This window comes from Pedobacter sp. GSP4, from assembly GCF_051857575.1.
In the GTDB taxonomy this organism is placed as follows: Bacteria; Bacteroidota; Bacteroidia; order Sphingobacteriales; family Sphingobacteriaceae; genus Pedobacter.
The window spans coordinates 24,960-49,039 of the sequence record NZ_JBPZIR010000003.1 but is presented as its reverse complement, the minus strand read 5'-3'; the positions used below and the strand labels follow the sequence as shown (position 1 = coordinate 49,039).

The 24,080-nt window shown below is 37.3% G+C and carries 25 protein-coding genes; 24 read left to right on the top strand and 1 reads right to left on the bottom strand.

What is annotated here, in order from left to right; all coding sequences use genetic code 11:
* The first annotated feature begins 28 nt into the window (after nt 1-28).
* The 6 genes from ACS5PU_RS07390 to rfbA all read left to right on the top strand — a co-directional run bounded on the left by ACS5PU_RS07390 (nt 29) and on the right by rfbA (nt 5,005).
* Complete coding sequence (locus tag ACS5PU_RS07390) at nt 29-802, top strand: DUF3108 domain-containing protein (RefSeq protein WP_439458645.1); 774 nt, start codon at nt 29-31, stop codon at nt 800-802.
* A 2-nt stretch (nt 803-804) separates the two neighbouring features.
* Nucleotides 805-1,368 (top strand): DUF3109 family protein, encoded by a 564-nt coding sequence (locus tag ACS5PU_RS07385; protein WP_439459301.1) that lies wholly within the window; start codon nt 805-807, stop codon nt 1,366-1,368.
* Nucleotides 1,369-1,621: 253 nt separating this feature from the next.
* Nucleotides 1,622-2,674 (top strand): dTDP-glucose 4,6-dehydratase, encoded by a 1,053-nt coding sequence (gene rfbB, locus ACS5PU_RS07380; protein ID WP_439458644.1) that lies wholly within the window; start codon nt 1,622-1,624, stop codon nt 2,672-2,674.
* On the top strand, nt 2,674-3,222 hold the full coding sequence (rfbC, locus tag ACS5PU_RS07375) for a dTDP-4-dehydrorhamnose 3,5-epimerase (RefSeq protein ID WP_439458643.1): 549 nt from the start codon (nt 2,674-2,676) through the stop codon (nt 3,220-3,222). Before rfbB ends, rfbC begins: the two co-directional genes overlap by 1 nt.
* On the top strand, nt 3,219-4,079 hold the full coding sequence (rfbD, locus tag ACS5PU_RS07370; protein ID WP_439458642.1) for a dTDP-4-dehydrorhamnose reductase: 861 nt from the start codon (nt 3,219-3,221) through the stop codon (nt 4,077-4,079). The genes rfbC and rfbD overlap by 4 nt, the downstream gene beginning before the upstream one ends.
* A 65-nt stretch (nt 4,080-4,144) precedes the next feature.
* The gene (gene rfbA, locus ACS5PU_RS07365) at nt 4,145-5,005 is read left to right on the top strand and encodes a glucose-1-phosphate thymidylyltransferase RfbA (protein WP_439458641.1); all 861 of its coding nucleotides are present in this window, start codon (nt 4,145-4,147) and stop codon (nt 5,003-5,005) included.
* Nucleotides 5,006-5,364: 359 nt separating this feature from the next.
* Here the strand turns inward: rfbA and ACS5PU_RS07360 are convergent, their stop codons facing one another.
* The gene (locus tag ACS5PU_RS07360) at nt 5,365-5,556 is read right to left on the bottom strand and encodes a hypothetical protein (protein WP_439458640.1); all 192 of its coding nucleotides are present in this window, start codon (nt 5,554-5,556) and stop codon (nt 5,365-5,367) included.
* A gap of 278 nt (nt 5,557-5,834) precedes the next feature.
* Between ACS5PU_RS07360 and ACS5PU_RS07355 the strand changes: the two genes are divergently transcribed.
* From ACS5PU_RS07355 to ACS5PU_RS07270, 18 genes are all read left to right on the top strand, one after another.
* Nucleotides 5,835-6,590, top strand: a complete 756-nt coding sequence (locus ACS5PU_RS07355) for a hypothetical protein (protein ID WP_439458639.1) — start codon at nt 5,835-5,837, stop codon at nt 6,588-6,590.
* Entirely contained in the window at nt 6,590-7,015 is a 426-nt protein-coding gene (locus ACS5PU_RS07350; protein WP_439458638.1) for a DUF5675 family protein, read from the top strand. The genes ACS5PU_RS07355 and ACS5PU_RS07350 overlap by 1 nt, the downstream gene beginning before the upstream one ends.
* A 28-nt stretch (nt 7,016-7,043) precedes the next feature.
* On the top strand, nt 7,044-7,259 hold the full coding sequence (locus ACS5PU_RS07345; RefSeq protein ID WP_439458637.1) for a hypothetical protein: 216 nt from the start codon (nt 7,044-7,046) through the stop codon (nt 7,257-7,259).
* Complete coding sequence (locus tag ACS5PU_RS07340) at nt 7,252-7,416, top strand: hypothetical protein (protein ID WP_439458636.1); 165 nt, start codon at nt 7,252-7,254, stop codon at nt 7,414-7,416. The genes ACS5PU_RS07345 and ACS5PU_RS07340 overlap by 8 nt, the downstream gene beginning before the upstream one ends.
* A 289-nt stretch (nt 7,417-7,705) precedes the next feature.
* The gene (locus tag ACS5PU_RS07335; RefSeq protein WP_439458635.1) at nt 7,706-8,986 is read left to right on the top strand and encodes a nucleotide sugar dehydrogenase; all 1,281 of its coding nucleotides are present in this window, start codon (nt 7,706-7,708) and stop codon (nt 8,984-8,986) included.
* A gap of 193 nt (nt 8,987-9,179) precedes the next feature.
* Nucleotides 9,180-10,316 (top strand): GDP-mannose 4,6-dehydratase, encoded by a 1,137-nt coding sequence (gene gmd, locus ACS5PU_RS07330; protein ID WP_439458634.1) that lies wholly within the window; start codon nt 9,180-9,182, stop codon nt 10,314-10,316.
* Between the two features lie 273 nt (nt 10,317-10,589).
* Nucleotides 10,590-11,330, top strand: coding sequence for a tyrosine-protein phosphatase (locus ACS5PU_RS07325; RefSeq protein WP_439458633.1), 741 nt, complete (start codon nt 10,590-10,592; stop codon nt 11,328-11,330).
* Between the two features lie 157 nt (nt 11,331-11,487).
* A complete protein-coding gene (locus ACS5PU_RS07320; RefSeq protein WP_439458632.1) occupies nt 11,488-12,297 on the top strand; it encodes a polysaccharide biosynthesis/export family protein in 810 nt (269 codons plus the stop codon).
* A gap of 11 nt (nt 12,298-12,308) precedes the next feature.
* On the top strand, nt 12,309-14,663 hold the full coding sequence (locus ACS5PU_RS07315; RefSeq protein WP_439458631.1) for a GumC family protein: 2,355 nt from the start codon (nt 12,309-12,311) through the stop codon (nt 14,661-14,663).
* 1 nt (nt 14,664) lies between these two features.
* Complete coding sequence (locus ACS5PU_RS07310) at nt 14,665-15,690, top strand: FAD-binding oxidoreductase (protein WP_439458630.1); 1,026 nt, start codon at nt 14,665-14,667, stop codon at nt 15,688-15,690.
* Between the two features lie 8 nt (nt 15,691-15,698).
* Nucleotides 15,699-16,475, top strand: a complete 777-nt coding sequence (rfbF, locus tag ACS5PU_RS07305; RefSeq protein ID WP_439458629.1) for a glucose-1-phosphate cytidylyltransferase — start codon at nt 15,699-15,701, stop codon at nt 16,473-16,475.
* A 1-nt stretch (nt 16,476) separates the two neighbouring features.
* On the top strand, nt 16,477-17,556 hold the full coding sequence (gene rfbG, locus ACS5PU_RS07300) for a CDP-glucose 4,6-dehydratase (protein ID WP_439458628.1): 1,080 nt from the start codon (nt 16,477-16,479) through the stop codon (nt 17,554-17,556).
* A gap of 3 nt (nt 17,557-17,559) precedes the next feature.
* A complete protein-coding gene (locus ACS5PU_RS07295; protein ID WP_439458627.1) occupies nt 17,560-18,609 on the top strand; it encodes an NAD-dependent epimerase/dehydratase family protein in 1,050 nt (349 codons plus the stop codon).
* A gap of 1 nt (nt 18,610) precedes the next feature.
* On the top strand, nt 18,611-19,339 hold the full coding sequence (locus tag ACS5PU_RS07290) for an HpcH/HpaI aldolase family protein (protein ID WP_439458626.1): 729 nt from the start codon (nt 18,611-18,613) through the stop codon (nt 19,337-19,339).
* Complete coding sequence (locus ACS5PU_RS07285; RefSeq protein ID WP_439458625.1) at nt 19,339-21,123, top strand: thiamine pyrophosphate-binding protein; 1,785 nt, start codon at nt 19,339-19,341, stop codon at nt 21,121-21,123. Before ACS5PU_RS07290 ends, ACS5PU_RS07285 begins: the two co-directional genes overlap by 1 nt.
* Nucleotides 21,124-21,127: 4 nt before the next feature.
* Nucleotides 21,128-22,003 carry an acetaldehyde dehydrogenase (acetylating) gene (locus tag ACS5PU_RS07280; RefSeq protein ID WP_439458624.1) on the top strand — a complete coding sequence of 292 codons (876 nt, stop codon included), beginning with the start codon at nt 21,128-21,130 and terminating at the stop codon, nt 22,001-22,003.
* 9 nt (nt 22,004-22,012) lie between these two features.
* Nucleotides 22,013-23,023 carry a 4-hydroxy-2-oxovalerate aldolase gene (gene dmpG / locus ACS5PU_RS07275; RefSeq protein ID WP_439458623.1) on the top strand — a complete coding sequence of 337 codons (1,011 nt, stop codon included), beginning with the start codon at nt 22,013-22,015 and terminating at the stop codon, nt 23,021-23,023.
* Nucleotides 23,023-24,075 (top strand): NAD-dependent epimerase/dehydratase family protein, encoded by a 1,053-nt coding sequence (locus tag ACS5PU_RS07270; RefSeq protein ID WP_439458622.1) that lies wholly within the window; start codon nt 23,023-23,025, stop codon nt 24,073-24,075. The genes dmpG and ACS5PU_RS07270 overlap by 1 nt, the downstream gene beginning before the upstream one ends.
* Nucleotides 24,076-24,080: the final 5 nt, after the last annotated feature.

Sequence of the window (24,080 nt, the reverse complement as noted above, 5' to 3'; positions counted from 1 at the left end):
TAAACACACACAAATGAATACAAAGGCAATGAAGAAATTAATAATCACGCTAACGGTGGGCTTTTGCAGTTTATATGCCACGGCCCAGGAGCTGCCCCTGAAGAAAGAACCTGTTTTTCAGGAAGGTGAGGTTTTACAGTATAAATTGAGGTACGGTTTTATTACCGCTGCAGAGGCAACGATCAAAGTGAGCAATTCTGATTTAAAGTTTGATGGTAAACCAACCTATAAACTTACGGTAGATGCGCAGACTTCGGGTACTTTTGATGTGTTTTATAAGATTAGGGACCATTATGATTCTTATATCGACAAGACGGAGCTTCTGCCCTATTTCTATCAGGAAAATATACGGGAGGCGAGTTACAGGCGGCAGGATAAGGCCCGTTTTACGCAAGATGCGAAAAAGGTTGTTTCGAACCGGGGAACGTTTACGGCGCCAACCAATCAGACTTTTGACCTGGTTTCGGCCTATTACTTTGCCCGGAGCCTCGATATCAGCAGAATTAAGGTTGGCGATAAGTTTAAGCTCAACTATTTCCTCGGCGATGAGATTTCGGCCCTAGAGGTTGAATATGTGGGCAAAGAAACCATCAAGAGTAAATTGGGCAATATCCGTTGTTTAAAATTTAGTCCGTCTATCAAACCTGGGCGGATATTTAAAAAAGACAGTAGGTTATACCTTTGGGTAACCGATGATGGAAACCGCGTGCCCGTAAAAGCGCAGGTAGAAATATTGGTAGGTGCAGTAACCATGGAATTAAAATCGGCCGAAGGGCTGAAATATGCTTTAGCAAAAGAATAATGATGATAGAAGTTGAACAGGTGCTGGTGCACGAGGATATATTGAAAGAGAACTTTGTTTGTAATTTAAGAAAATGTAAGGGGATCTGCTGTGTAGAAGGCGATTCGGGCGCACCTTTGGATCATGATGAAAAGGCTGTACTGGAAGAGATTTATCCAAAAATTAAACACCTGCTCAACGAAAAGGGGATTAAAGCCATTGAGGAACAAGGTGTGTATGTGGTGGATGAGGATGGCGATTTGACCACTCCCTGTGTAGATAAAAATAAAGAATGTGCTTATGTGCTTTTTGAAGGCGGCATTACCAAATGCGCCATCGAAAAAGCTTACGAGCAGGGTATTGTAGATTGGCAGAAACCCATATCCTGCCACCTTTACCCTATCCGCATTACCAAATACCCTGAATTTGAGGTGCTCAATTACGACCGCTGGCACATCTGCCACGATGCCTGTACTTTTGGTAGAGAATTAAAAGTTCCGGTTTACAGTTTTTTAAAGGGACCGCTGATCCGTAAATACGGTGAAGCCTGGTATAAAGAACTGGAAAGTTCGGTGGCGGCGATGTAGCTATACCACGATCCGAACAGAAAAAATAAAAGTCACTTTATCGCTATTGCTACGCTATATGTACGCTTCATCTATGCTTGGGCTACGCATATCTATCGTATGGGCAGGGTAATCTATTTACTTCGGCTGTTGCGTATCAAAAACCGTTAATTACTTCAGTATTATTTTGTTCAGTTTTGTGTTAATGTCAGATTTAAGTTGTTATTTGCCTAAATCTAACTTATTTTAGCCGACTGAAATTCATTTAATAACTGTGAAAAAAATCTTAATCACTGGTGGTGCAGGCTTTATTGGCTCCCATGTAGTCCGCCGTTTTGTTAATAACTATCCTCAATATGAGATTGTAAATTTAGATAAACTTACCTATGCAGGTAATTTAGCTAACTTGACCGATATCGAAAATAAACCCAATTATAGATTTGTAAAGGAAGATATTGCTGATGCTACTGCCATGTTTGATCTGTTCAAGGCAGAAAATTTCGATGCGGTGATCCACCTTGCGGCAGAAAGCCATGTAGACCGTTCTATTTCAGACCCTACTGCTTTCGTGATTACCAATGTAATTGGTACGGTTAATTTACTAAATGCTGCACGCGAATACTGGAAAGGTGATTATGATAAAAAACGTTTTTACCATGTGAGTACGGATGAGGTTTATGGAGCCTTAGGAGAAGAAGGTATGTTTACCGAAACTACCGCTTACGATCCACATAGTCCTTATTCGGCATCAAAAGCCAGCTCTGATCATTTTGTGCGTGCTTATCACGATACTTATGGTATGGATTGTGTAATTTCTAATTGCTCTAACAACTATGGTTCGCATCATTTCCCTGAGAAACTGATCCCATTGGCCATCAATAATATCAAAAACAATAAACCTGTACCCGTATATGGCAAAGGCGAAAATGTACGCGATTGGTTATGGGTAGAAGATCATGCCCGTGCCATTGATGTCATTTTCCATAACTCTAAAACAGGCGATACCTATAACATCGGTGGGCATAACGAATGGAAAAACATTGACCTGATTAATCTACTGTGTACTATTATGGACCAGAAGTTAGGCCGCGAAGCGGGCGAATCGGCCAAGCTGATTACCTATGTAACCGACCGTGCCGGGCACGATTTACGTTATGCCATTGATTCGAGCAAACTGCAAAATCAATTGGACTGGGTGCCAAGCTTACAGTTTGAAGAAGGTTTGGCCAAGACGGTAGATTGGTACCTACAAAATGAAGATTGGTTAAATAATGTAACCTCGGGTAATTATCAATCATACTACCAACAACAGTATAGCAATAAATAATGGAAATTGAGGAAACGGGCTTAAAAGACTGCCTGATCATTAAACCCAGGGTATTTGAAGACCCCAGGGGCTATTTTTTTGAAAGCTTTAATCAAAATACCTTTGAAGAGAAAACAGGTTTATCGGGCAGATTTGTTCAGGACAATCAATCTTACTCTTCGTATGGTGTAATTAGAGGTTTACATGCACAAACTGGAGAATTTGCACAGGCCAAATTGGTGAGGGTAACCAAAGGTGAGGTGTTGGATGTTGCGGTGGATGTAAGGCCTAGTTCTCCAACCTATGGTAAACACATCGCTGTACGTTTAAGTGCTGAGAATAAACTGCAATTGTATATCCCGAGAGGTTTTGTACACGGTTTTTCGGTATTGAGTGAAACCGCCGAGTTTTTATATAAATGCGATAATTTTTTCAACAAGGCTTCAGAAACCGGTGTAATTTATAATGATCCCGATCTGAACATCGACTGGTTAATCCCAGAAAAAGATCAGGCTATTTCTGATAAAGATTTACTTTTAAAACCATTTGCCGAACTTCAGCCTATATGAGTAAAATATTAGTAATTGGTGCCGGTGGGCAATTGGGCCAATGTTTAAAAACAGTTGCTGAACGCAGGGAAATTACTCAAATTGTTTTCCCAGAAGAGAAGGATGCCAATATCCTAGACGAAACGGGCTTGAAGACACTTTTGGCAAATGAAAAGCCAGCTTTTGTAATTAACTGTGCGGCTTATACGGCTGTTGATAAAGCAGAAGATGAGGTTGATTTAGCTAAGGCCATTAATGAAACTGGTGCCGCTTATTTGGCTACTGCCTGTTTAGCCATTGGCGCAACCTTAATCCATGTATCTACCGATTTCGTTTTTGAAGGTAATGATGTAAAGTTGCTTAAAGAAGAAGATGAAGCTAAACCCATTAATGTTTATGGTTTAACGAAACTGGATGGCGAAAAAGCTGTAGCTCAGCTATTGCCAAATCATTTTATTGTCCGCACCAGCTGGTTGTATTCTGAATATGCCAATAATTTTGTAAAAACGATGCTAAAGCTTGGTACTGAACGCGATGAACTGAATATCATAGCTGACCAGGTAGGCACGCCAACTTATGCCATTGATTTAGCCAATGCTATTTTTGATATCATTGCCTCTTCATCCACAGCTTATGGCATATATCATTACAGTAACGAGGGGGTAACCTCCTGGTTTGATTTTGCCAAGGCGATTTTTGATATTAGTGAAGCTTCGGTAAAAGTAAATCCTATTCCAGGATCTGCCTATCCAACAAAAGCCACACGTCCGGCCTTTTCGGTAATGGATAAAACGAAGATTAAGAAAACATTTAATATCGAAATTCCTTATTGGAGAGATAGTCTGGTGGAATGTATATCAAAAATTAAAGATCAATAATGGTTAACTGTTTAAATTGTTTAAATCGGTTAACTGTAATTTAAAAATAACTGATTAAAGAAAATATGAAAGGTATAATCTTAGCTGGTGGCAGCGGAACACGCTTGCATCCCTTAACACTTGCGTGTAGCAAGCAGATGATGCCGGTTTACGATAAACCGATGATTTATTATCCTTTATCAACCTTAATGTTGGCTGGGATAAAAGAAATTTTAATTATCTCTACTCCACACGATCTGCCTAATTTTGAGAAATTGTTGGGTGATGGGGCCTCTCTAGGCTGTACATTCAGTTATGCCGTGCAGGCTGAACCAAATGGTTTGGCACAGGCTTTTGTGATCGGCGAAGAATTTATCGGTAATGATAAAGTAGCCCTGGTGCTGGGCGATAATATTTTTCATGGCGATGGGATGGCTAAATTGTTACAGGCCAGCTCCGATCCAGATGGCGGTGTGGTATTTGCTTATCAGGTTGCTGATCCTGAACGTTATGGCGTGGTGGAGTTTGATGAGCACAAAAATGCGATCTCTATTGAAGAAAAACCCGTTCAACCCAAATCAGACTATGCCGTACCGGGATTGTATTTTTATGATAATGAAGTAGTAGAAATTGCCAAAAATATTAAACCTTCTCCCCGTGGCGAATACGAAATTACCGATGTTAACCGTATTTACTTAGAACGTGGCAAATTAAAAGTAGGCGTGTTGAGCCGTGGTACGGCCTGGTTAGATACCGGAACTTTTACCTCTTTAATGCAGGCCGGCCAATTTGTACAGATTATAGAGGAACGCCAAGGGTTAAAAATTGGCTGTATTGAAGAAATTGCGTACCGCATGGGCTTTATTGATGGCGAACAGCTTAAGGCAATTGCTACCCCACTGGTTAAAAGCGGTTATGGTAGTTATCTGTTGAGGCAGATTAAATAGATTGGTATAAAAATGTTATGCTATTAATCGCCGATGGATACCATGTGTTTATCGGCGATTCCATTTATGTCTTTTTGGGCCTAGCGAATGAAGTGCGTTAACAATGTTATCCTTTGCTGTAATTCCCTTGGCGTTTTTCCTCTATTTTACGGCTGAATCATTAAAATAAAACAGTTTAAGGCCTGTTAATCTGTTTAACAATCAGCTGCAGCAGGTAGGTGTTCTACTGTTTTTAGACCATAGTGCATTGGGAGTTTAAGAAAGGGTTGCTGTGGTGATGCGGAAAAAGATTAAAAGTATTGCTTTGTTTTGGTGGGTGCAACATTGAAAAAACCCGGGGATGACGGGTTCTTAGAATGCTAATTACCTAGTTTTGTTTCAATGGACACAGGATCTATCCCCGAATACTCTGCGAATTCCATTACGGTAATGTACTGATTTTTTGATTTGTTGAGGATAAATTTTAAGTTTTGAAGCGTTTTTTGGGAATGCCTCAAACTTTTTCCAGTTAAGATGCTTACATCTTTTGCATAAACACATACTCTTTTCATAGCAGTAGAATTAGTGATACCGCTGCCTTTTGTTGAAGTAGCCTTAATTTAGATAATGTCTTCTTTTTTGTTCGGTAGCGGCTCAGATAGTTAATAATTAATTACAATTTCTTAACAAAGATATTTATAAACAAGGTAAAAAAGCGTACTAATGCGCCAATTTATCTATAAGTGAAATTAAATGAATAAATAGGATGATAAAAGCCTAATTAAGCATTTTGCGACCTGATTTTTTTTGGCTTGTTGCAACTTTGTATCCAGATGTAAATAACTATGTTATGGCACGTCAGGAAGGATTAATTAAATTAAAAGGAAGAATCGGGGATTTAACCTTTTACAAAACAAAGGACGGGTACCAAGCCCGTGAAAAGGGCGGTGTTACTGCGAGTAGAATTGCAAATGACCCTAAGTACCAGCGAACCCGCGAAAACGGCGCTGAATTTGGGCGGGCAACTCGGGCAGGAAAGCTTTTTAGAACAGCTTTTAAAACATTAACCAGTCAATTGGCGGATAAGCGCGTCAGTCAGCGCCTGATGAAAGAAATGTTAAGTGTTATTCGAGCGGATTCGGTTAATGACCGTGGCTTAAGACAAGTGCTCGACGCCGAGACAGAGCTGTTAAATGGCTTTGAATTTAACATTAATGGAACCATCAGTTCTACCATTCATATACCCTACACCTCTAATATTGACCGTGCAGCAGGCACGGCCGGCATTGCTTTTCCAGCATTTAGCGCCAAGGACCTTATTTCATCGCCTGCGGGAGCAACTCATTTTAAATTTAGCGCAGCAGCTGCAGTTATTGATTTTGAGACTGAAGTATTTGAACTTAATGTTAATGAGAGCGACTTAATTGAGGTGAAGGAGGTGGCAGCAGGAGCCATTAATTTGAGCTGTACGCTCAGCCCTGCCAGTGTTAAGCCTATATTTCTGCTGTTGGGCATTAGTTTTTTTCAGCAGGTAAATGGTAGAGATTATTCGCTAAGCAATGGCGCGTTTAATGGTTTAGCTCTTGTTTTAACTAAAGGTTTGTGATGGAACTGATATTAAACCGGATGTACTTTAAGAATGGTACGAACGGACAAATCAGCTATCAGGGATGTGTGATCTGCGAATGCATTGAACTGCCGTGGCGGAACAACAAACGGAATATTAGTTGTATTCCTGAAGGACGTTACGCACTCATCAAGCGCTATCATACTAAACACGGTGAGCAGCTAGCCCTTAGCCATGTTCCTAAGCGAGAGGCTATATTGATCCATCCGGCGAATTTTGCATTGCGTGAACTGCAAGGCTGTATTGCGCCTGTAACCAAGTGTAAGGGTGAAGGGGTTGGTGACTATAGCCGCATTGCTTTGGAAAGACTACACAGCCTTGTGTATCCAGTAATAGAGGCGCAGGAGCTGGTTATTTTAATTATCACCTCTGTTAAAGGGAGGAATAGCCTGTATATACATTGATCTGATCGCCTATTAATTTTATACCCTAATGCAAATCAAAGCAGTTAAAAAAACCAAGAACCTTTCGGGGAAAGGCTGGTTAGGGAAGTTTTTTAAAACGGCGAACATTGTTGTTGTCATAGCTGAGGCTGTATTGGCCGGGCCTTTAAAGCTCCCCTTGAGCGTGCTACTAGCCGTTCGATACCTAAATGTAGTTGGACACCTTGTTAAAATTGTACAAAAGGAGGCCGCGCCCAATGAATAATTTTTCTGTTAAAATGGGAATTGTTGGTGGCGTATGTTTTAGCGTATTGGGCCAATGGCCAATTGGTATATTGCAAACTATTTTACTTGCCACACTAGGGGCTGTTGTTAGTTTTATCGTAAGCCGTATATTGCAAAGATGGTTTAAAGATGATTAATGAAATGGGTGTACAGATGTGCACCCATTTTTTTTGCGAAAAATGAAGTTGGATATTTTGGTCTCATTTCGCCATGTAGTATGCAAGGGAAAGATGTATTAATGTGTTCTGAAAAAAAAGCAGCTGGAATAGATTGTGGTTTTTATACTGTTACCAAGCGTAAATACATTTTGTTCAAAAATAAGGAATGCATTTAACCTGCTTATTATTCAGTTTGCTTTTCATCAGTAATCAATTGGCTGAAAGCTTTCTTGATTTATCTTATCTTTGGCCCATTACCAAAAGAAAAATGAATAATAATAAGCAGATTGCCATTATTGGTTTAGGTTATGTTGGCTTACCTTTAGCTATAGCATTTGCTAAGCAATATCAAGTAATTGGCTTTGATACAAACGAAAGTAGGGTAGCCGAATTGAAACGGTTTGAAGATGGTACCCATGAAGCGAATCTGAACGATTTAACAAGCGTATGTAGCTCAACTAATGGTACTGGGTTAGCTTTAAGTTCTAATTTAGCCGATTTGGCAGCCTTTACGATATTCATTGTTACGGTACCTACGCCTATCGATCACCTTAAACGACCAGATCTGCAACCTTTGCTTTCTGCCAGTAAAATGTTGGGGATTGTGCTTAAAAAGGGAGATATCGTAATTTACGAGTCGACCGTTTATCCTGGCTGTACCGAAGAAGATTGTGTTCCCGTTTTGGAAAAAATATCGGGCTTAAAATATAACGTTGATTTCTTCTGTGGCTATTCTCCTGAAAGGATTAATCCAGGCGATAAAATCAATACCCTCACCAAGATAAAAAAAGTAACCTCTGGCTCTAGTCCTGCAATTGCTGTTGAAATCGATCAGCTTTATGCCTCCATTATTACTGCTGGTACACATTTAGCCCCCAGCATAAAAGTAGCAGAAGCTTCAAAAGCCATTGAAAATGCGCAGCGGGATGTTAATATTTCATTCGTAAACGAACTTGCCTTAATTTTTGACAGGATGGAAATTGATACGGCTGATGTATTAGCTGCTGCAGCAACTAAATGGAACTTTCTGAATTATAAACCTGGACTGGTAGGAGGTCATTGTATAGGGGTAGATCCTTATTATTTGGCGCATAAATCGGAAGCTTTGGGTTACAAACCCGAAGTGATTTTATCCGGTCGCCGGGTAAACGACAATATGGGCATGTTTGTGGCCAATAAAGTAATCAAGATGTTGGCCGCTAAGGATAAGGTGATCAATGGTGCCCGTGCACTCATACTGGGCTTTGCTTTTAAAGAAAACTGTCCTGATACCCGAAACACCCGCGTAATCGATATCTATAAAGAACTCATTTCTTTTAGCATGCAGGTAGATGTATACGATCCTTGGGCAAATGCTGCTGATGTAAAAGCTGAATATAATATTCAATTGATTGAAGGAAACCAATTTAAGCGTTATGATGCAGTGATCCTCGCGGTAGCGCATCAGCAATTTCTGGAAATCGACTATGCTAGTCTTAAGCAGAATGGCGCCATCATTTTCGATACCAAATCTTTTATCAATAGAGATTTAGCAGATGCCAGGTTATAAAAGGATGGGCGTTTAGCGGTTGGTGTAAAGCGTATAACTTGGTGTTTAATACCGATTATTCAAAATTTTGGATCATCTGTTGTTTTCCAACTGCGATTAAATAATTAGGACATCGCATTTAGAATTACGGTGTAGTTTATCGATCAAATAAATTATTCTGTATGTTTGTAGCTTATAAAAATTATCAGTGAATATGAAGGTTGCTTTAATTACAGGTGTTACAGGACAAGACGGAGCTTATTTAGCGGAATTTTTGCTGAAAAAGGGTTATTTCGTGCATGGATTAAAGCGGCGTTCGTCCTCATTTAATACCGATCGTATCGATCACCTTTATCAGGATCAGCATGAACAAAATGTTCAGTTTAAATTGCATTATGGCGATTTGACCGATTCTACCAATTTGATCCGCATTATACAGGAAATACAGCCTGATGAAATTTATAACTTGGCTGCGATGAGCCATGTACATGTGAGCTTCGAGATGCCTGAGTACACCGCTAATGCAGATGGTATTGGTACCTTGCGTTTATTAGAAGCAGTGCGCATTTTAGGTTTAACAAAAAAAACCCGGGTTTATCAAGCCAGTACTTCAGAATTGTATGGATTGGTTCAAGCCGTTCCACAAAGTGAAACTACACCATTTTATCCTCGGTCACCCTATGCCGTAGCCAAAATGTATGCTTATTGGATCACCGTAAATTACAGAGAAGCTTATCAAATGTTTGCCTGTAATGGCATTTTATTTAATCACGAAAGCCCATTAAGGGGCGAAACTTTCGTTACCCGTAAAATAACCAGGGCTGCTGCAAAAATAGCTTTAGGTTTGCAAAAATGCTTATATCTTGGTAATCTGTCTGCGCAACGAGATTGGGGCCATGCGAAAGATTATATCGAAGCGATGTGGTTGATTTTGCAGCAGGAAAAACCTGAAGATTTTGTTATAGCCACAGGTATTACTACTACTGTACGGGATTTTGTACGGATGAGTTTTGCAGAACTGGGTATTGAGGTTGAATTTTCGGGTAAGGATGAGAATGAGAAAGGAGTAATCATCGGCTTAGATGAGGAACTCTTGCTTCAAAATGGGTTGAAAAGCGATAAGTTATTTTTAGGGAGTACTGTTGTTCAGGTTGATCCTAAATATTTCCGCCCAACTGAAGTTGATTTATTGTTGGGGGACCCAACGAAATCCAAAACGCAATTGGCTTGGGAGCCGAAATATGACCTTGCTGCTTTAGTTAAAGATATGGTTATTTCAGATCTGCAGTTAATGAAAAAGGATGAATATTTAAAAGATGGGGGATTTAAAACCTTAAACTATTTTGAATAATATTTAAGCTTACCAAAATAACAGGTGTAAATTATATCAAATCTCATTAATAACTTAATCTGCATTTGCTTTATTGGCATTATTTCGACTATTTGTCTGATTTAATCTACTGCATATTGGAGTTTGACCTAAAATACCTTAACTTTATAACATTAAATTTAGTTAGTTGTCGTTGATATCACTTACCGGCCAGATTTTAAGAAGTTGGGCAAGCTTATTTAGCTGAATCAGCTAACCGTAATGGTAAATAATTTGGTGTATTTCTAATATAATATGTTCAGTTTTTTTAGTAAAAAAAATAAAGTTACCGATATCTCCTGGTTAGGAATAGATATGCATTCTCATATTCTTCCTGGTATTGATGATGGATCGCCTGATGTGGCTACTTCGCTGCGGTTTGTGAAAAGTCTTCAAGAATTGGGATTCGATCAATTAATTTGTACTCCCCATATTTATAAAGAGCTTTATCCCAATACGACTGAAACGATTTCTTCAGCAAGAGTAGCATTGCAAAGTGCAATGGATAAGGATAATATAGCTGTAAAATTGAGTGCAGGAGCAGAATATATGATCGATCAGGATTTTAATCTAGAGGAGCAGTTGTGTCCACTCGATCAAAAACACCTACTCATAGAGATGTCTTATCTTAATGAGAGCCCAAACATAAGTAAAACCATATTTGATATTGAAATAAAAGGATATCAACCTGTGCTTGCACATCCGGAACGTTACACTTTTTATTTTAAAGATCGGAGTAGGTTAAAGCGCTTTAAAGAAAAAGGCTGTCTTTTGCAGTTAAACTTATTGTCTGTTTTGGGGTATTATGGTAGAGATGTTAAGCAACTAGCCGAGATTTTGTTAAAAGAAAAAATGTATGATTTTGCAGGAACAGATTTACATCATGATAAACATCTAAGTACTTTGACTAATGCCGTAGTGTCAGGAAAATTATACGATCTTATAGGTCGCTATGACTTTAAGAATCAAGAAATATTTAAACCTATTTACGCGTAAATATAATATAAAAAATAGCTAGCTATCAAACAGTATTGGCCAAATACTTTATAAATATGCTAATTCTGAAATTAAACGCTTTTAGATATTACAATTAAATGATTAAGTTTGCAAGCTATTTAAAATGATCAATTTCATTTTAAATAGATATATATCTATGAATAAAAATATTAAAGTTAAAATGAGCGCAAAATTAGCTGTGATGCTATTAGTTGTAGCTCTATCCACTTCTTGTGTTAGTAATAAAAAAATTGCTTATTTTCAAGATATTCAAAGTGTCAATCAAGCTAAATTGGAAAATGCAGCTAAATTCACAGAACCTACAATTCAATCAGACGATATTCTAGGTATCAATGTATTCACTTTAAACCCACAAAGTGGAGCAATTGTCAATCAAGCAGCGGCCAACACACTGTTAGGTGGTAATGCTAGTACTTCTGTGGCATCGCAACAAGTCAGCGGATTTTTAGTTGATCGTAATGGAGAGGTTGAGCTTTCTTTAATAGGAAAAGTTAAAGTAGCTGGTCTAACAACCTATCAAGCTCGTGAATTAATAAGAGAAAAAGCTTCTTCTGTTTATAAGGAGCCTAATGTTCAATTACGTTTTATCAACTTTAAAGTAAGCGTTTTAGGGGAAGTAAATAGTCCATCTGCTTACACATTGCCAAACGAAAAAGTTAGCATACTAGATGCTTTGAGTTTGGCTGGAGACTTAACAATTTATGGGAGAAGAGATAATGTGCTCATTGTTAGGGATAATAATGGCAAAAAAGAATTTGCTCGATTAGATTTAAACTCTTCAGAAATTTTTAATAGCCCTTTTTATTATTTAAAACAAAATGATGTTATTTATGTGGAACCTAATAAGCGCAAAGTTTCTGCGTCTAATTCTGCGCAGATACAAACCATCGGTGTTTTAGCTTCTGTGATTTCAGTAATTGTTCTAGCCATAACTAGTTTTAAGTAATCAACAACTAAATGAATATCTCGAATCAAATAAATAATATACCGCCAAATATCGATGAGGAAGACAATATTAACCTTAAGGATATTTTTGTTAAATTATTCGATAAGTGGACATGGTTTCTTTATAGCATAATTATTTGTGTAATAGTTGCCTTTTTATACATCAGATATACTCCCCCAACATATCAAATAAATGCTAAAATTTTAGTAAATGATAATGAGAAAGGCGGAGCCATAGGTAAACAATCTAGTGGGTTGATGGACCTTGGCGGACTTTTGGGATCTAATAATTCAGTAGACAACGAGGCTGAAATATTAAAAACTCGTTTTTTAATGGAACAAGTTGTTAGGCAAATGCAGCTCAACATTATCTATTCTAAGAAGTCAGGTCTTGTACTTAGGGAAATGTATGAAGCTCCACTTAAAATTAATATTGTTAAAGGAGCAGATACAATTACTACAACTACTCTTAATATTCATAAAGTTTCATCGTCCAAACTTCAAATTACTGGCAAAAATTTTCAAAAGACTGTAGCGTGGGGAGAATTATTCAACGTTAAAGGTGTTGGTTTAGTAAAAGTTGAACCTAATTCTATAAATTCCTTAAATGATGATAATTATTATGTTTCTGTTTCATCTATTGATTCACGGGTTGCGGCTTTAATGCAAAGATTAAGTGTTTCTGTCACTAATAAACAAGTTAGTGTAATAGATTTAGGACTTATGTATCCTGTACCTAAAAAAGGTGAAGATATTTTGAGTAAGTTGATAGGCAGTTATATTTCAATAAATTTGAGCGATAAAAATTCTATCGCTGATAGTACTTATAAATTTATAAAAGAGCGTTTAAATGTAATTGCATCAGAGCTAGGTGATGTTGAAAATAAGGTAGAAAATTTTAAGCAAAAAAATCAGCTTGCTGATATGAGTGAGCAAGGTAAGTTATTGGTTCAGAATACTGGTGAATTTGCCGCTGAATTAGCTAAAGCAGAAACTCAAGTAACTATTTTATCGAATTTAGAAAGCTTCTTGAAAAGTGACAATGGAAGTAAAAGGGTTTTTCCATCATCTTTGATTCCACAGGATTTGGTGTTTTCTAATTTAATGAACCAGTACAATTCCCTATTGATAGAGAAAGAGAAACAATTGTTAAGTGTTACAGAGGAAAGCCCATTTATTCAAAATATCAATAGGCAAATTTTGGGATTAAGAGGCGATATTCTTTCGAACGTAGAAAGTGCAAAAAATAATTATCTTACAACTAGAAATAGGCTAAGAACTCAACTTTCACAGGCAGAGGGACAGGTTTCTAATGTTCCTCAAATAGAGAAAAATTATTTAAAATTAGCTCGTAATCAGCAAATTAAGCAAGAGTTATATATCTTTCTAATGCAGAAAGCAGAAGAGACTGCGATTTCGAAAACTTCAAATATTGCGATTGCCAAGACGATTGATCCTCCAAAATCTCAGGTCGCACCAGTTAGTCCTAAAAATAAGGTCGTTTATGTATTTGCAATACTTGCAGGTTTCGCTATACCTGTTATTTTAATATTTGGACAGAATCTATTAAATACAAGAATTACAACTAAAGAAGAAATTACATCACTAACCAATGTGCCTGTTGTTGGTGAAATAAGCCATAATACTAGTTCGGATAATTTAATTGTTGCCAATCAAAGCCGGTCAGCTATTTCTGAACAATTTAGAGCTTTGCGAACGAACCTATCGTTCTATCTTAAAAGTAAGGAAGAGAAAGTCATTCTTTTGACATCAAGTATGAGCGGTGAAGGCAAGTCGTTCACTGCTATTAATCTTGGTAATATTTTAGCGCTTGCTGGTAAACGTGTATTATTAATGGAGCTCGATTTACGTAAACCTGGTCTTTCTGCAAAACTCGGTGTTAATAATGATATTGGATTCAGTAATTATACTATTAATCAAAGTATAAATATTACGGATATTGTTAAGCCATTAACAATCAATAAAAATATGTTTATCATTTCCTCTGGGCCATTGCCTCCAAATCCTGCCGAAACGCTGATGAATGATAAAGTCTCAAATCTTATTGAAAATTTAAAAGAGGAGTTTGATTACATCATTATGGATGCTCCACCTATTGGTGTAATTACTGATGCGCAATTATTATCAAGATATGCAAGTGTTACTTTGTATCTGGTTAGACAAAAAGTTACACAGAAAGACCAGCTTAAAATTGTAGAAGAACTATATCGCAATAAGAAAATGCATAATTTAGGTATTGTAGTTAATGATATTATCAGTAAGTATTATGGTTATGGCTATGGTTATGGGACTTATGGAGAAGAAGCTAAGGTTAGCTGGTTTAAAAGATTAGTAAATAGATCCTAGTATGAATTATACTCTTAAAGTTGTAGAAATTCGTAAGGAAACTGAAGATACGGTAACCCTTTGTTTTAAGCAGCCCGGCTTAAAAAAAATTAAATATTTACCTGGGCAATACCTGACATTAATTTTTAGGATCAATGGAAGGCGTTATATTCGCCCCTATTCATTTTCTTCTTGCCCCGGGATAGATTCATTTTTAGAAATTACAGTTAAAAGGGTAGAAAATGGGCTGATTTCCAATCATGTAAATGATGTAGTTGAGGTTGGCGACTCTATTGAAGTGATGCCGCCGATGGGCGATTTCATTTACCATGAAGAATATCAGTTTACCGATATTTATTTTTGGGGTGTTGGTAGTGGGATTACCCCCCTACTATCCATCATTAAGTACATTCTTGCAGAAAAACCAGCTGTTAATGTGCATCTGAATTATGGCAATCGTAACCTTGAATCTACCATTTTCAAGGATCGGATAGAAGCGTTAAAATCGAAATATTCTGAGCGTTTCATAATCAGGCATTTTCATACGAAGCTAATGGTTGATGAAAGCAATCCATATTTGATTCAAGGCAGGATTGACCAAGAAAAAGCTTTAGATATATTAGGCGAACATGATGGAGAAACTGCCCATTACATTTGTGGCCCTGCTGGTTTGAAAGAATCGGTAAAAAGTGCAATACAGTTAAAGTTTGGAAAAATTGACCATGTTTATTCAGAGGATTTCGAGCTGGTAAAAGATCCTAAGGACTTTGAAAACATACATACACAAAGTGTGGGCTTAGTCTTTCAGGGCAATAGTCATGCGATTGAAGTGGTGAAGGGAAAGAGTATTCTTGAAGCAGCACTTAATGCTGATATTGAACTACCGTATTCGTGCCAAACGGGAAATTGCAGTACTTGTAAGGGTACATTAATTAGTGGGGAAGCTAAAATGATAGGCTTAACCAAACAACGAGATGATCTTTCAGCAAATGAGTATCTACTTTGCTGCACTCATCCTTTAACAGAAAACGTTCACATAGAAATATAACTAACAATATGAAGGTTGTAATACTTGCAGGTGGTTTGGGTACCAGACTAATGGAAGAGACTGAAGCTCGTCCAAAACCCATGGTTGAAATTGGTGGTAAGCCTATTTTATGGCATATCATGAAAATTTACGAAGCTTATGGCTACAATGATTTTGTATTATGTTTAGGATACAAGGCCCAATCTATCAAAGAATATTTTTTAAATTACTACTTGTACAACTCCGATGTTTCAATCGATATTGAAAAAAATAAGGTTGATGTGCATTTTTCCAATTCGGAATCGTTTAAGGTTACTTTAGTTGATACTGGATTGACCACAAACACCGCTGGCAGGATAAAGAAGATCCAGAAGTATGTTGATGGCGAAACCTTTATGCTGACTTATGGTGATGGTGTAGCGGACATTGACGTTGCTAAGCTAATTGAGTTTCACAAAAACCATGAAAAATTGGCTACCCTTACCAGTATCCAAACTCCAGGTAGATTTGGAAACATTGAAATGGATGAAGATGGTAATGTACAGCATTTTGTCGAGAAACCTCAAGGCGATGGTATGTGGATTAATGGAGGTTTCTTTGTATTGGAACCGGGTATATTTAAATATCTAGAAGGGGATATGGATGATATACAATGGGAAAATGTTCCATTAAAAGAAATTGCAAATGATGGACAGTTGGCCGCCTATAAGCATTCTGGCTTTTGGAAGCCTATGGATGCTTTAAGAGATCGTATAGAATTGGAACAATTATGGAATAGTGGCCAAGCTAAATGGAAAATCTGGTAATATGCTAAATCAATTAAAAGATACCTATAAAGGCAAGAGGGTATTCCTAACCGGGCATACCGGATTTAAAGGTTCATGGATGTTGAAGACACTCCATCTTTTAGGTGCAGAAGTTAAAGGCTATGCCCTTGCTCCCCAAACCGAAGATGATTTATATCATTTAATACAGGGCGATCATATCTGTGAATCTGTGATCTCAGATCTACGGGATCGTGATGCGCTGAAGAAGGCTGTTTTGGACTTTCAACCTGATTTTGTTTTTCACCTTGCTGCTCAGCCATTAGTGAGATTATCTTATGAAATTCCCTCAGAAACTTTTGAGGTTAATGCAATAGGAACGGCCAATTTATTAGATGCAATTCGTTTATTGGAGAAAAAATGTACCATTGTATTAATTACAACAGATAAAGTATACCATAATAATGAATGGGAATACCCGTACCGTGAAAATGATCGTTTGGGTGGGTATGATCCCTATAGTGCAAGTAAAGCCTGTACTGAGCTGGTTATTGATTCTTACCGTAATTCATTTTTTAATTCAACCAAGTTTGATATTCATCAAAAAGGAATTGCTGTTGGCCGTGCCGGTAATGTAATTGGTGGTGGGGATTGGTCAAAAGATCGTTTAATTCCTGATGTAGCTAAAGCACTTTCAAAGAGTGAAGAAATCTTGATCAGAAATCCAAAATCAATCCGGCCATGGCAACATGTTCTCGAGCCTGTTGTTGCTTATTTGATCCTTGGTGCAAAATTGAATGATGAACCATTAAAATTTAATCAGGCATTTAATTTTGGCCCTTATGCGACTGATGCTTTACCTGTTGTAGAAATGCTTGAGTTGGCACTTAAATGTTGGGGAAGTGGTAAGTTTAGGGTTGAGCAATTAATGGATCAACCGCATGAGGCAGGCTTGTTAAAATTAGATATTAGTAAAGCGATTGCTGATCTAGGTTGGAAACCTAAGATGAATGCTTTAGGCGCCGTTGAGACGACAATGAACTGGTATAAGTATTTTTCAGAATCTCCAGAAAATATTGCAGAATATACCTCATCTCAGATACATAAATACTTTAATCTTTAATATATGCTATCTTATTTCAAAAATGACCTACAACCAATTTTAGACAATACGAAAGATTGTTGGGATGAAGTTAGAGGTAAGACTATTTTTCTTACTGGAGGAACGGGTTTTTTTGGAATGTGGCTGCAAATGAGCTTTATTTATATTAATAGAGAGCTTAATCTTGGTGCTAAGCTTATTTTATTAACGAGAGATAAAAACAAATTTTTAAATAAGTATTCTTGGGTTAGTGAGTATTCAGAAATTGACTTTTTAGAAGGAAATGTTCTTGATTTTAAATTCATTGATGATCCGGTTGACTATGTTATCCATGCGGCAACTGAAGCAAGTGTTAAACTAAATTTAGAACAGCCATTAACAATGTTCGAAACAGTGGTTAATGGTACAAAGAGGGTGCTTGAATTCGCAAAAATAAAAGCTGTAAAATCTCTTTTATTAACTAGTTCTGGGGCTATTTACGGAAGGCAGCCATCTAACTTAGAGCATATTGACGAGGATTATATTGGAGCACCTATAACTTCTGATTTTTCTTCAGTATATGGAGAGGGCAAAAGAATGGCAGAAGTGCTTTGTGCTGTGTATCATAAACATTATAAATTACCTGTTAAAATAGCAAGATGTTATGCCTTCGTTGGGCCATTTTTGCCTTTAGATGGAACCTTTGCTGTAGGTAATTTTATCAAAAATGTAATAAATAATGAGACTATACTAATCGAGGGAGATGGCACGCCGCATAGATCTTATATGTATGCAGGCGATTTGATGATATGGTTATGGACAATTTTGCTAAAAGGAGTTAATAATAGGCCCTACAATGTTGGTTCAGAGCAATCAATTAGTATAAAGACACTTGCAGATTTAGTTGCTAAAGATAATGTCAATGGACAAATAGCGATCATAGTAAAAACTCCAGAATCGGATAAACCACCTCTAAGGTATGTACCTTCTATAACTCGCGCAAAAGAAGAATTAGGCCTAAAGATTTACACAGATTTAGAAACAGCGATAAAAAAGACTATATTTTTTAATAGAAATAAGATAACAGCGTTGTAATATGAACCAGTTTAATAAAGAAATTCATGGAATTTGGAGAATAATTCCATCAATGGCGATCACAGAAATTATTGGACAAAGTAAGTTTGACTTTCAAATATTAGACTGTGAACATGGAGCTTATGATTATCAAACGCTGCTTGAGGATATCAGAGTTTGCCATTTAGAAAATTGCTTGGCTTATGTAAGAGTTTCCGGATTGAATAGTGTGGAAGTTCAAAGGTGTTTAGATCTAGGAGCTGATGGCATAGTTTTCCCACAGTTAAGTTCTTTTGGTGATTTTGAGTTGGCTACAAAAATGCTTAAGTATGCACCTAGTGGCATAAGGGGCTTTAATCCATTTGTACCCGCTGGTGGATATGGTTTTGATAATATCCATCGCAAAGAGCTACATTGTATTGTAATTATCGAAACTTTAAACGCTGTTGAGCAGCTGGATCAGATCTTAACGTTAAAAGACATTGATTTTCTTTACATTGGAATTTATGATCTATCGGCTCAGTTAGGCTGTATCGGTGAAATGGACGCTCCTATCCTCGTTGAGGTTGTAGATAAAATTATCGAAAAGTCAATCAAAGCAAGTAAACAAGTATCTTTGATGATTAACAATCCTGATAGTTATCGGAAGTATAAGGAAAAAGGTGTAACAAGTTTTGTACATACAATAGATAGTCATCAAATTAAAAAAGCGTTCATATTAGAACTAAATAACACTATAACAAATAGCTAATGGCAAAGTTGGTCAAAGTTTCGGATCTTATTGTTAAATTTTTTGAGCAGAAAGGTGTTAAACATGTCTTTCTTCTTTCTGGGGGAATGATGATGAATCTACTGGATTCTGTAAGCCGGTCCGAGCAAATAAAATATATTTGCAATCACCATGAGCAAGCTGCTGCTATGGCAGCAGAGGCTTACGCGCGGGTTAAAAATGAAGTCGCAGTTTGCTATGCCACCAGTGGACCTGGTGCTACCAATACTGTAACGGGTATTGCTGGTGCGTGGTTAGATTCAACACCTGTTATTTATTTAACTGGTCAAAGTCGTACATCTCTGACGGTAATGGGATCGGGTATAAAAGACTTGCGGATGTTGGGTAATTTTGAAGTTAACATAACTGAGATTGTTAAACCGATTACAAAATATACAGTGTTCTTAAATGATCCAAATGAGGTTTTGTATCATTTAGAAAAGGCATATTACTTAGCTTCTACTGGAAGACCAGGACCAGTTTTACTAGATGTGCCCCTTGATATACAGGGAGCTTCAGTTGATGAAGATCAATTGAAACATTTTATTACACCTCAGGAGGTAAAAACCCAAGCTGATTTCGAAGTTATCAATAGGGAGTTGCAAAATTCATTGCGCCCATTAATAATTGGCGGACATGGGGTCAGTGTAGCGAATCAAGTTGAGGAATTTAGGAAATTGGTGCATCATCTTAATGTTCCAGTTGTAACAACACCGTTGGCTAATGACTTAATGCCTTATGATGATGAACTACATATTGGTAGAGTTGGCCTAAGGGGAAATCGAGCAGGAAATTTTGCTGTTCAAAGTGCTGATGTGATTATTACGATAGGTACCAGTCTACACATTACAACAACTGGTTATGAACAAGAGGATTTCGCTCCGAACGCCAAAAAGATTGTAATTGACCTAGATTCTGCAGTTTTAAAAAAGAATCAGGATATTAGTCAAATTCAAATTCAGGCGGATGTAGCTACTGTGCTAGATTTTATGATGCAAAACATTGAACCTTTGATGCTAGCTGAATGGGTTTCGAAGCTACAAAGTTGGAAGCAAAAATTTCCTATTATTAATGAGCCCCATTTGAGAGAAGGAAACGAAATAAATACTTATCATTTAATGGATGTGTTAAGCAAATCATTGAAAGGTGATGAAATTTTACTCACGGATGCTGGATCATTATATTATATAACGGGACAAGCCTTTCTTGCTAAGAAAAACCAAAGGGTTATAATCTCAGGTGCTTTAGGCGCCATGGGGTATGCATTACCTGCATCTATTGGAGCTGCATGTGCTGCACCTGATAAAGATATTATTTGTGTAACAGGAGATGGTTCAATGCAGTTGAATGTACAAGAATTGCAAACGATTGTACATTATAATTTAAACTGTAAAATTATAGTAATTAACAATAATGGTTACGCATCTATAAGAAATAGTCAAACAGCATTTACGGGTGGTCGCTTGGCTGGCTCTAGCGAGGATACAGGTGTTACCTTTCCTAATTGGCAGAAATTAGCAGATGCCTATGGGATTCCATTTATCAGTGAAAAAAAGTTTGATCATCTAGAGTCGACTTTTGTGGAGATGATTTCTACAAAGGGCCCTTTACTAATCGAGATTGTAGTTCCGGAAAATGTAACAATGATACCTGCTGTTACTTCAGTTAGACTTCCGAATGGAAGTTTTAAATCAAATAGATTACACGAAATGGTACCTGAACTTAGTGAAGAACAATTGAGAGAAGCGAACGTTACTATAAACTAAACCAATGAAAAAATTACGAGTGGCCATTTTAGGCAGTGGAAATATAGGAACTGATCTATTGATCAAAATTCAACGTTCTGAATTTTTGGAATGTGTACTTTTTATCGGAAGAAATTTATCTTCACCGGGTATGGCTAAAGCAATTTCTATGGGGGTAAAGGTTTCTGATGAAAGTATTCGTGCTATAGAGAAGGATCCTGATGCTGTTGATTTGGTTTTTGATGCTACCTCTGCGAAAGATGCAGCCCACCATTGGGCTATCTTGGAAAAATTGGGTAAAATTGTAGTTGACATGACCCCTGCAAAGCTGGGGGGGCTTTGCATTCCTGCAGTAAATCTTGATGAAGCAATGAAGCAAAAAAATGTAAATATGATTACTTGTGGTGGACAGGCTTCTATACCGATGGCTTACGTGATAGGTAAAACTCAAAAAGACGTTGAGTATATCGAGGTTGTTTCGAGTATTGCTTCTAGAAGTGCGGGCCCAGCAACACGTTTAAATCTTGACGAATATGTTGATACGACCGAAATGGGATTAAGTATATTCTCTAAAGTTAAGAAAACAAAAGCAATTTTAAATCTCAATCCTGCAGATCCATGTATAGATATGCAAACCACCATTTTTGCGCAAGTAGATAATCCTGATATGGAGGCACTTAAAAAAGAAGTGGATATTATGATTGAGTCGATTCGGAATTACGTACCAGGATATAGTTTATTGGTGTCTCCAATTTATGAGAATGGTCGGATTGTAATTATGGTGAAAGCTCAAGGATTAGGGGATTACTTGCCGAAATATGCAGGTAACCTTGATATTATCAATTGTGCTGCAATTGCTGTTGCAGAACAATATTCAAGAGTCCAAAACGGGATCAATTAAATTTATAAGATGTTAAAACATATATTAGTAACTGATTCTACTTTACGCGATGGCAATCATGCTGTTGCACACCAATTAAGTGCAAAGCAAATTGCACTTTATGCCGAGGCAGCAGACAAAGCAGGGGTGCCTATTGTTGAAGTCGGACATGGAAACGGCCTTGGAGCATCTTCCATGCAGGTAGGATTAGCATTGGAAGATGATGTGACCATGTTGGAGACAGCCAGAAAGCATCTTACCAAAAGTAAACTTGGCATACATGTTATTCCTGGATTTGCCACTATAAAAAGAGATTTAATTAGGGCATTGGATATTGGAGTAGATGTAGTAAGGGTTGCTTCGCACTGTACAGAGGCTGATATTACCCAGCGTCATCTTGGATTTGTACGTGAGCGAGGCAAAGAAGCCTATGGTGTTTTAATGATGAGCCATATGGCATCAGCTTCTGTACTTGTTGAGGAGGCTCAGAAAATGGAGCTCTATGGAGCTGAAGGTATTATTATTATGGATTCGGCTGGTGCCTATTTACCTAGCGACGTTGAAGAGAAAATTACAGCCCTGGTTAATGGATTGAAAGTGCCTGTAGGTTTTCATGCCCACAACAACCTTGGTATGGCCATCGCAAATTCTATGACCGCAATAGCGTCGGGTGCGAAATTATTGGATGCAACTGCCAGAGGTTTTGGGGCGGGAGCAGGGAACGCTCAGATAGAGGTCTTAGCGGCTGTTTTAGAGCGAACTGGATATATTACCGGAATTGATTTTTATGGTATTTTAGACGCTTCTGATCTTGCTGAGAAAGAAGTAATGCCAATTGTACCAACGATTAAATCAGAAAGTATAGTGAGTGGATTGTCTGGCGTATTTTCTGGTTTTGCCAAACACGTTACCCGGATTTCAAAAGAATACCATGTAGATCAACGTGATGTATACCGTGAGCTTGGAAAAAGAAAGGTAGTTGGCGGACAAGAAGATATCATCATAGAAGTAGTTATGGACTTAGTTAAAAACCGAAAATAATGAATGATGCAATTAGACATTTAATTATAGAGGACTGTAGAAAATCGTGCACTGATGCTAACATTTTTGACGATTTAAAAGGTCAGACTATTCTCGTCACGGGGGGAACTGGTTTTATTGGGAAATGGATTGCCGAGATGGTAACTTTTTTGAATGTGACGCAAAAATTAGAGATAAATTTATACTTACTTGCAAGAGATATTCAGAAATTTAAGGACGAAGTTCCGCATTTGGCAGAAAAACAATACATTAAATTGATCAGTCAGGATATACGAAATTTACATGATTTGCCTGAAGAGGTAAATTATATTATCCATGCTGCAGGTAGTCCAGATAATCGTGATCACGTATCTCAGCCTTTAAGAACTTTGGAAACATTTTACAAAGGAACTTTCAATGTACTTGATTCCGCAACTAGGTTACCTGGTTTAAAAAAGATATTGCATATTAGTTCTCATACGGTATACGGTAAGAACAATGATGAAACTTTTATTAAAGAAAGTTTTTTAGGAACTTTAGAGCCTAACACTGTAAATCATGTATATGGTGAATCCAAGATTATTGCAGAAACACTTTGCTCGGTATATAAAAATCAATTCAGATTACCGATAATCATCTTGCGGCCATTCGCATTTATAGGTCCTTATCATGCTCTGGAAAAACCCTGGGCTATCAATAATTTCATTAGAGATGGGATCTTAGGAGGTCCTATCCGAATTTTAGGTAACGGATCAACAATTAGAAGTTATCTCTATGCAAGTGATATGGCTTACTGGATATTAAAAGCATTGACGATTGGACAGGTCGGTGAAAGTTATAATATTGGAAGTAAATTCCCAGTTTCACTAGATGAATTGGCGAAAAAGATCCAGCAATCAATAAGTCCAAGTATTGAAATATTGTCTAGATCATCCAAAGAAAATTATGCTAATATTTCGCGTTTTGTGCCCGACATATCTAAAACCGTTAAAGCATTGGCCGTTGAAGAAACACATACACTCGAAGACTCAATAAGCAGAACAGTTGTATGGAATCAATTAAATAAAAAGTAACAAAA

Bases quoted from the DNA above. Each gene is read 5' to 3' on its own strand.
- ACS5PU_RS07340 (WP_439458636.1), top strand. From the start codon at position 7,252: ATGAATAATTTTTCTGTTAAAATGGGAATTGTTGGTGGCGTATGTTTT.
- ACS5PU_RS07360 (WP_439458640.1), bottom strand. From the start codon at position 5,556: ATGAAAAGAGTATGTGTTTATGCAAAAGATGTAAGCATCTTAACTGGA.
- ACS5PU_RS07325 (WP_439458633.1), top strand. From the start codon at position 10,590: ATGTTCAGTTTTTTTAGTAAAAAAAATAAAGTTACCGATATCTCCTGG.
- ACS5PU_RS07345 (WP_439458637.1), top strand. From the start codon at position 7,044: ATGCAAATCAAAGCAGTTAAAAAAACCAAGAACCTTTCGGGGAAAGGC.
- rfbG (WP_439458628.1), top strand. From the start codon at position 16,477: ATGCTAAATCAATTAAAAGATACCTATAAAGGCAAGAGGGTATTCCTA.
- ACS5PU_RS07390 (WP_439458645.1), top strand. From the start codon at position 29: ATGAAGAAATTAATAATCACGCTAACGGTGGGCTTTTGCAGTTTATAT.
- ACS5PU_RS07290 (WP_439458626.1), top strand. From the start codon at position 18,611: ATGAACCAGTTTAATAAAGAAATTCATGGAATTTGGAGAATAATTCCA.
- ACS5PU_RS07280 (WP_439458624.1), top strand. From the start codon at position 21,128: ATGAAAAAATTACGAGTGGCCATTTTAGGCAGTGGAAATATAGGAACT.
- rfbD (WP_439458642.1), top strand. From the start codon at position 3,219: ATGAGTAAAATATTAGTAATTGGTGCCGGTGGGCAATTGGGCCAATGT.
- ACS5PU_RS07320 (WP_439458632.1), top strand. From the start codon at position 11,488: ATGAATAAAAATATTAAAGTTAAAATGAGCGCAAAATTAGCTGTGATG.
- rfbC (WP_439458643.1), top strand. From the start codon at position 2,674: ATGGAAATTGAGGAAACGGGCTTAAAAGACTGCCTGATCATTAAACCC.
- dmpG (WP_439458623.1), top strand. From the start codon at position 22,013: ATGTTAAAACATATATTAGTAACTGATTCTACTTTACGCGATGGCAAT.
- ACS5PU_RS07335 (WP_439458635.1), top strand. From the start codon at position 7,706: ATGAATAATAATAAGCAGATTGCCATTATTGGTTTAGGTTATGTTGGC.
- gmd (WP_439458634.1), top strand. From the start codon at position 9,180: ATGAAGGTTGCTTTAATTACAGGTGTTACAGGACAAGACGGAGCTTAT.
- ACS5PU_RS07385 (WP_439459301.1), top strand. From the start codon at position 805: ATGATAGAAGTTGAACAGGTGCTGGTGCACGAGGATATATTGAAAGAG.
- rfbA (WP_439458641.1), top strand. From the start codon at position 4,145: ATGAAAGGTATAATCTTAGCTGGTGGCAGCGGAACACGCTTGCATCCC.
- ACS5PU_RS07295 (WP_439458627.1), top strand. From the start codon at position 17,560: ATGCTATCTTATTTCAAAAATGACCTACAACCAATTTTAGACAATACG.
- ACS5PU_RS07270 (WP_439458622.1), top strand. From the start codon at position 23,023: ATGAATGATGCAATTAGACATTTAATTATAGAGGACTGTAGAAAATCG.
- rfbF (WP_439458629.1), top strand. From the start codon at position 15,699: ATGAAGGTTGTAATACTTGCAGGTGGTTTGGGTACCAGACTAATGGAA.
- ACS5PU_RS07355 (WP_439458639.1), top strand. From the start codon at position 5,835: ATGGCACGTCAGGAAGGATTAATTAAATTAAAAGGAAGAATCGGGGAT.
- ACS5PU_RS07350 (WP_439458638.1), top strand. From the start codon at position 6,590: ATGGAACTGATATTAAACCGGATGTACTTTAAGAATGGTACGAACGGA.
- ACS5PU_RS07285 (WP_439458625.1), top strand. From the start codon at position 19,339: ATGGCAAAGTTGGTCAAAGTTTCGGATCTTATTGTTAAATTTTTTGAG.
- ACS5PU_RS07315 (WP_439458631.1), top strand. From the start codon at position 12,309: ATGAATATCTCGAATCAAATAAATAATATACCGCCAAATATCGATGAG.
- ACS5PU_RS07310 (WP_439458630.1), top strand. From the start codon at position 14,665: ATGAATTATACTCTTAAAGTTGTAGAAATTCGTAAGGAAACTGAAGAT.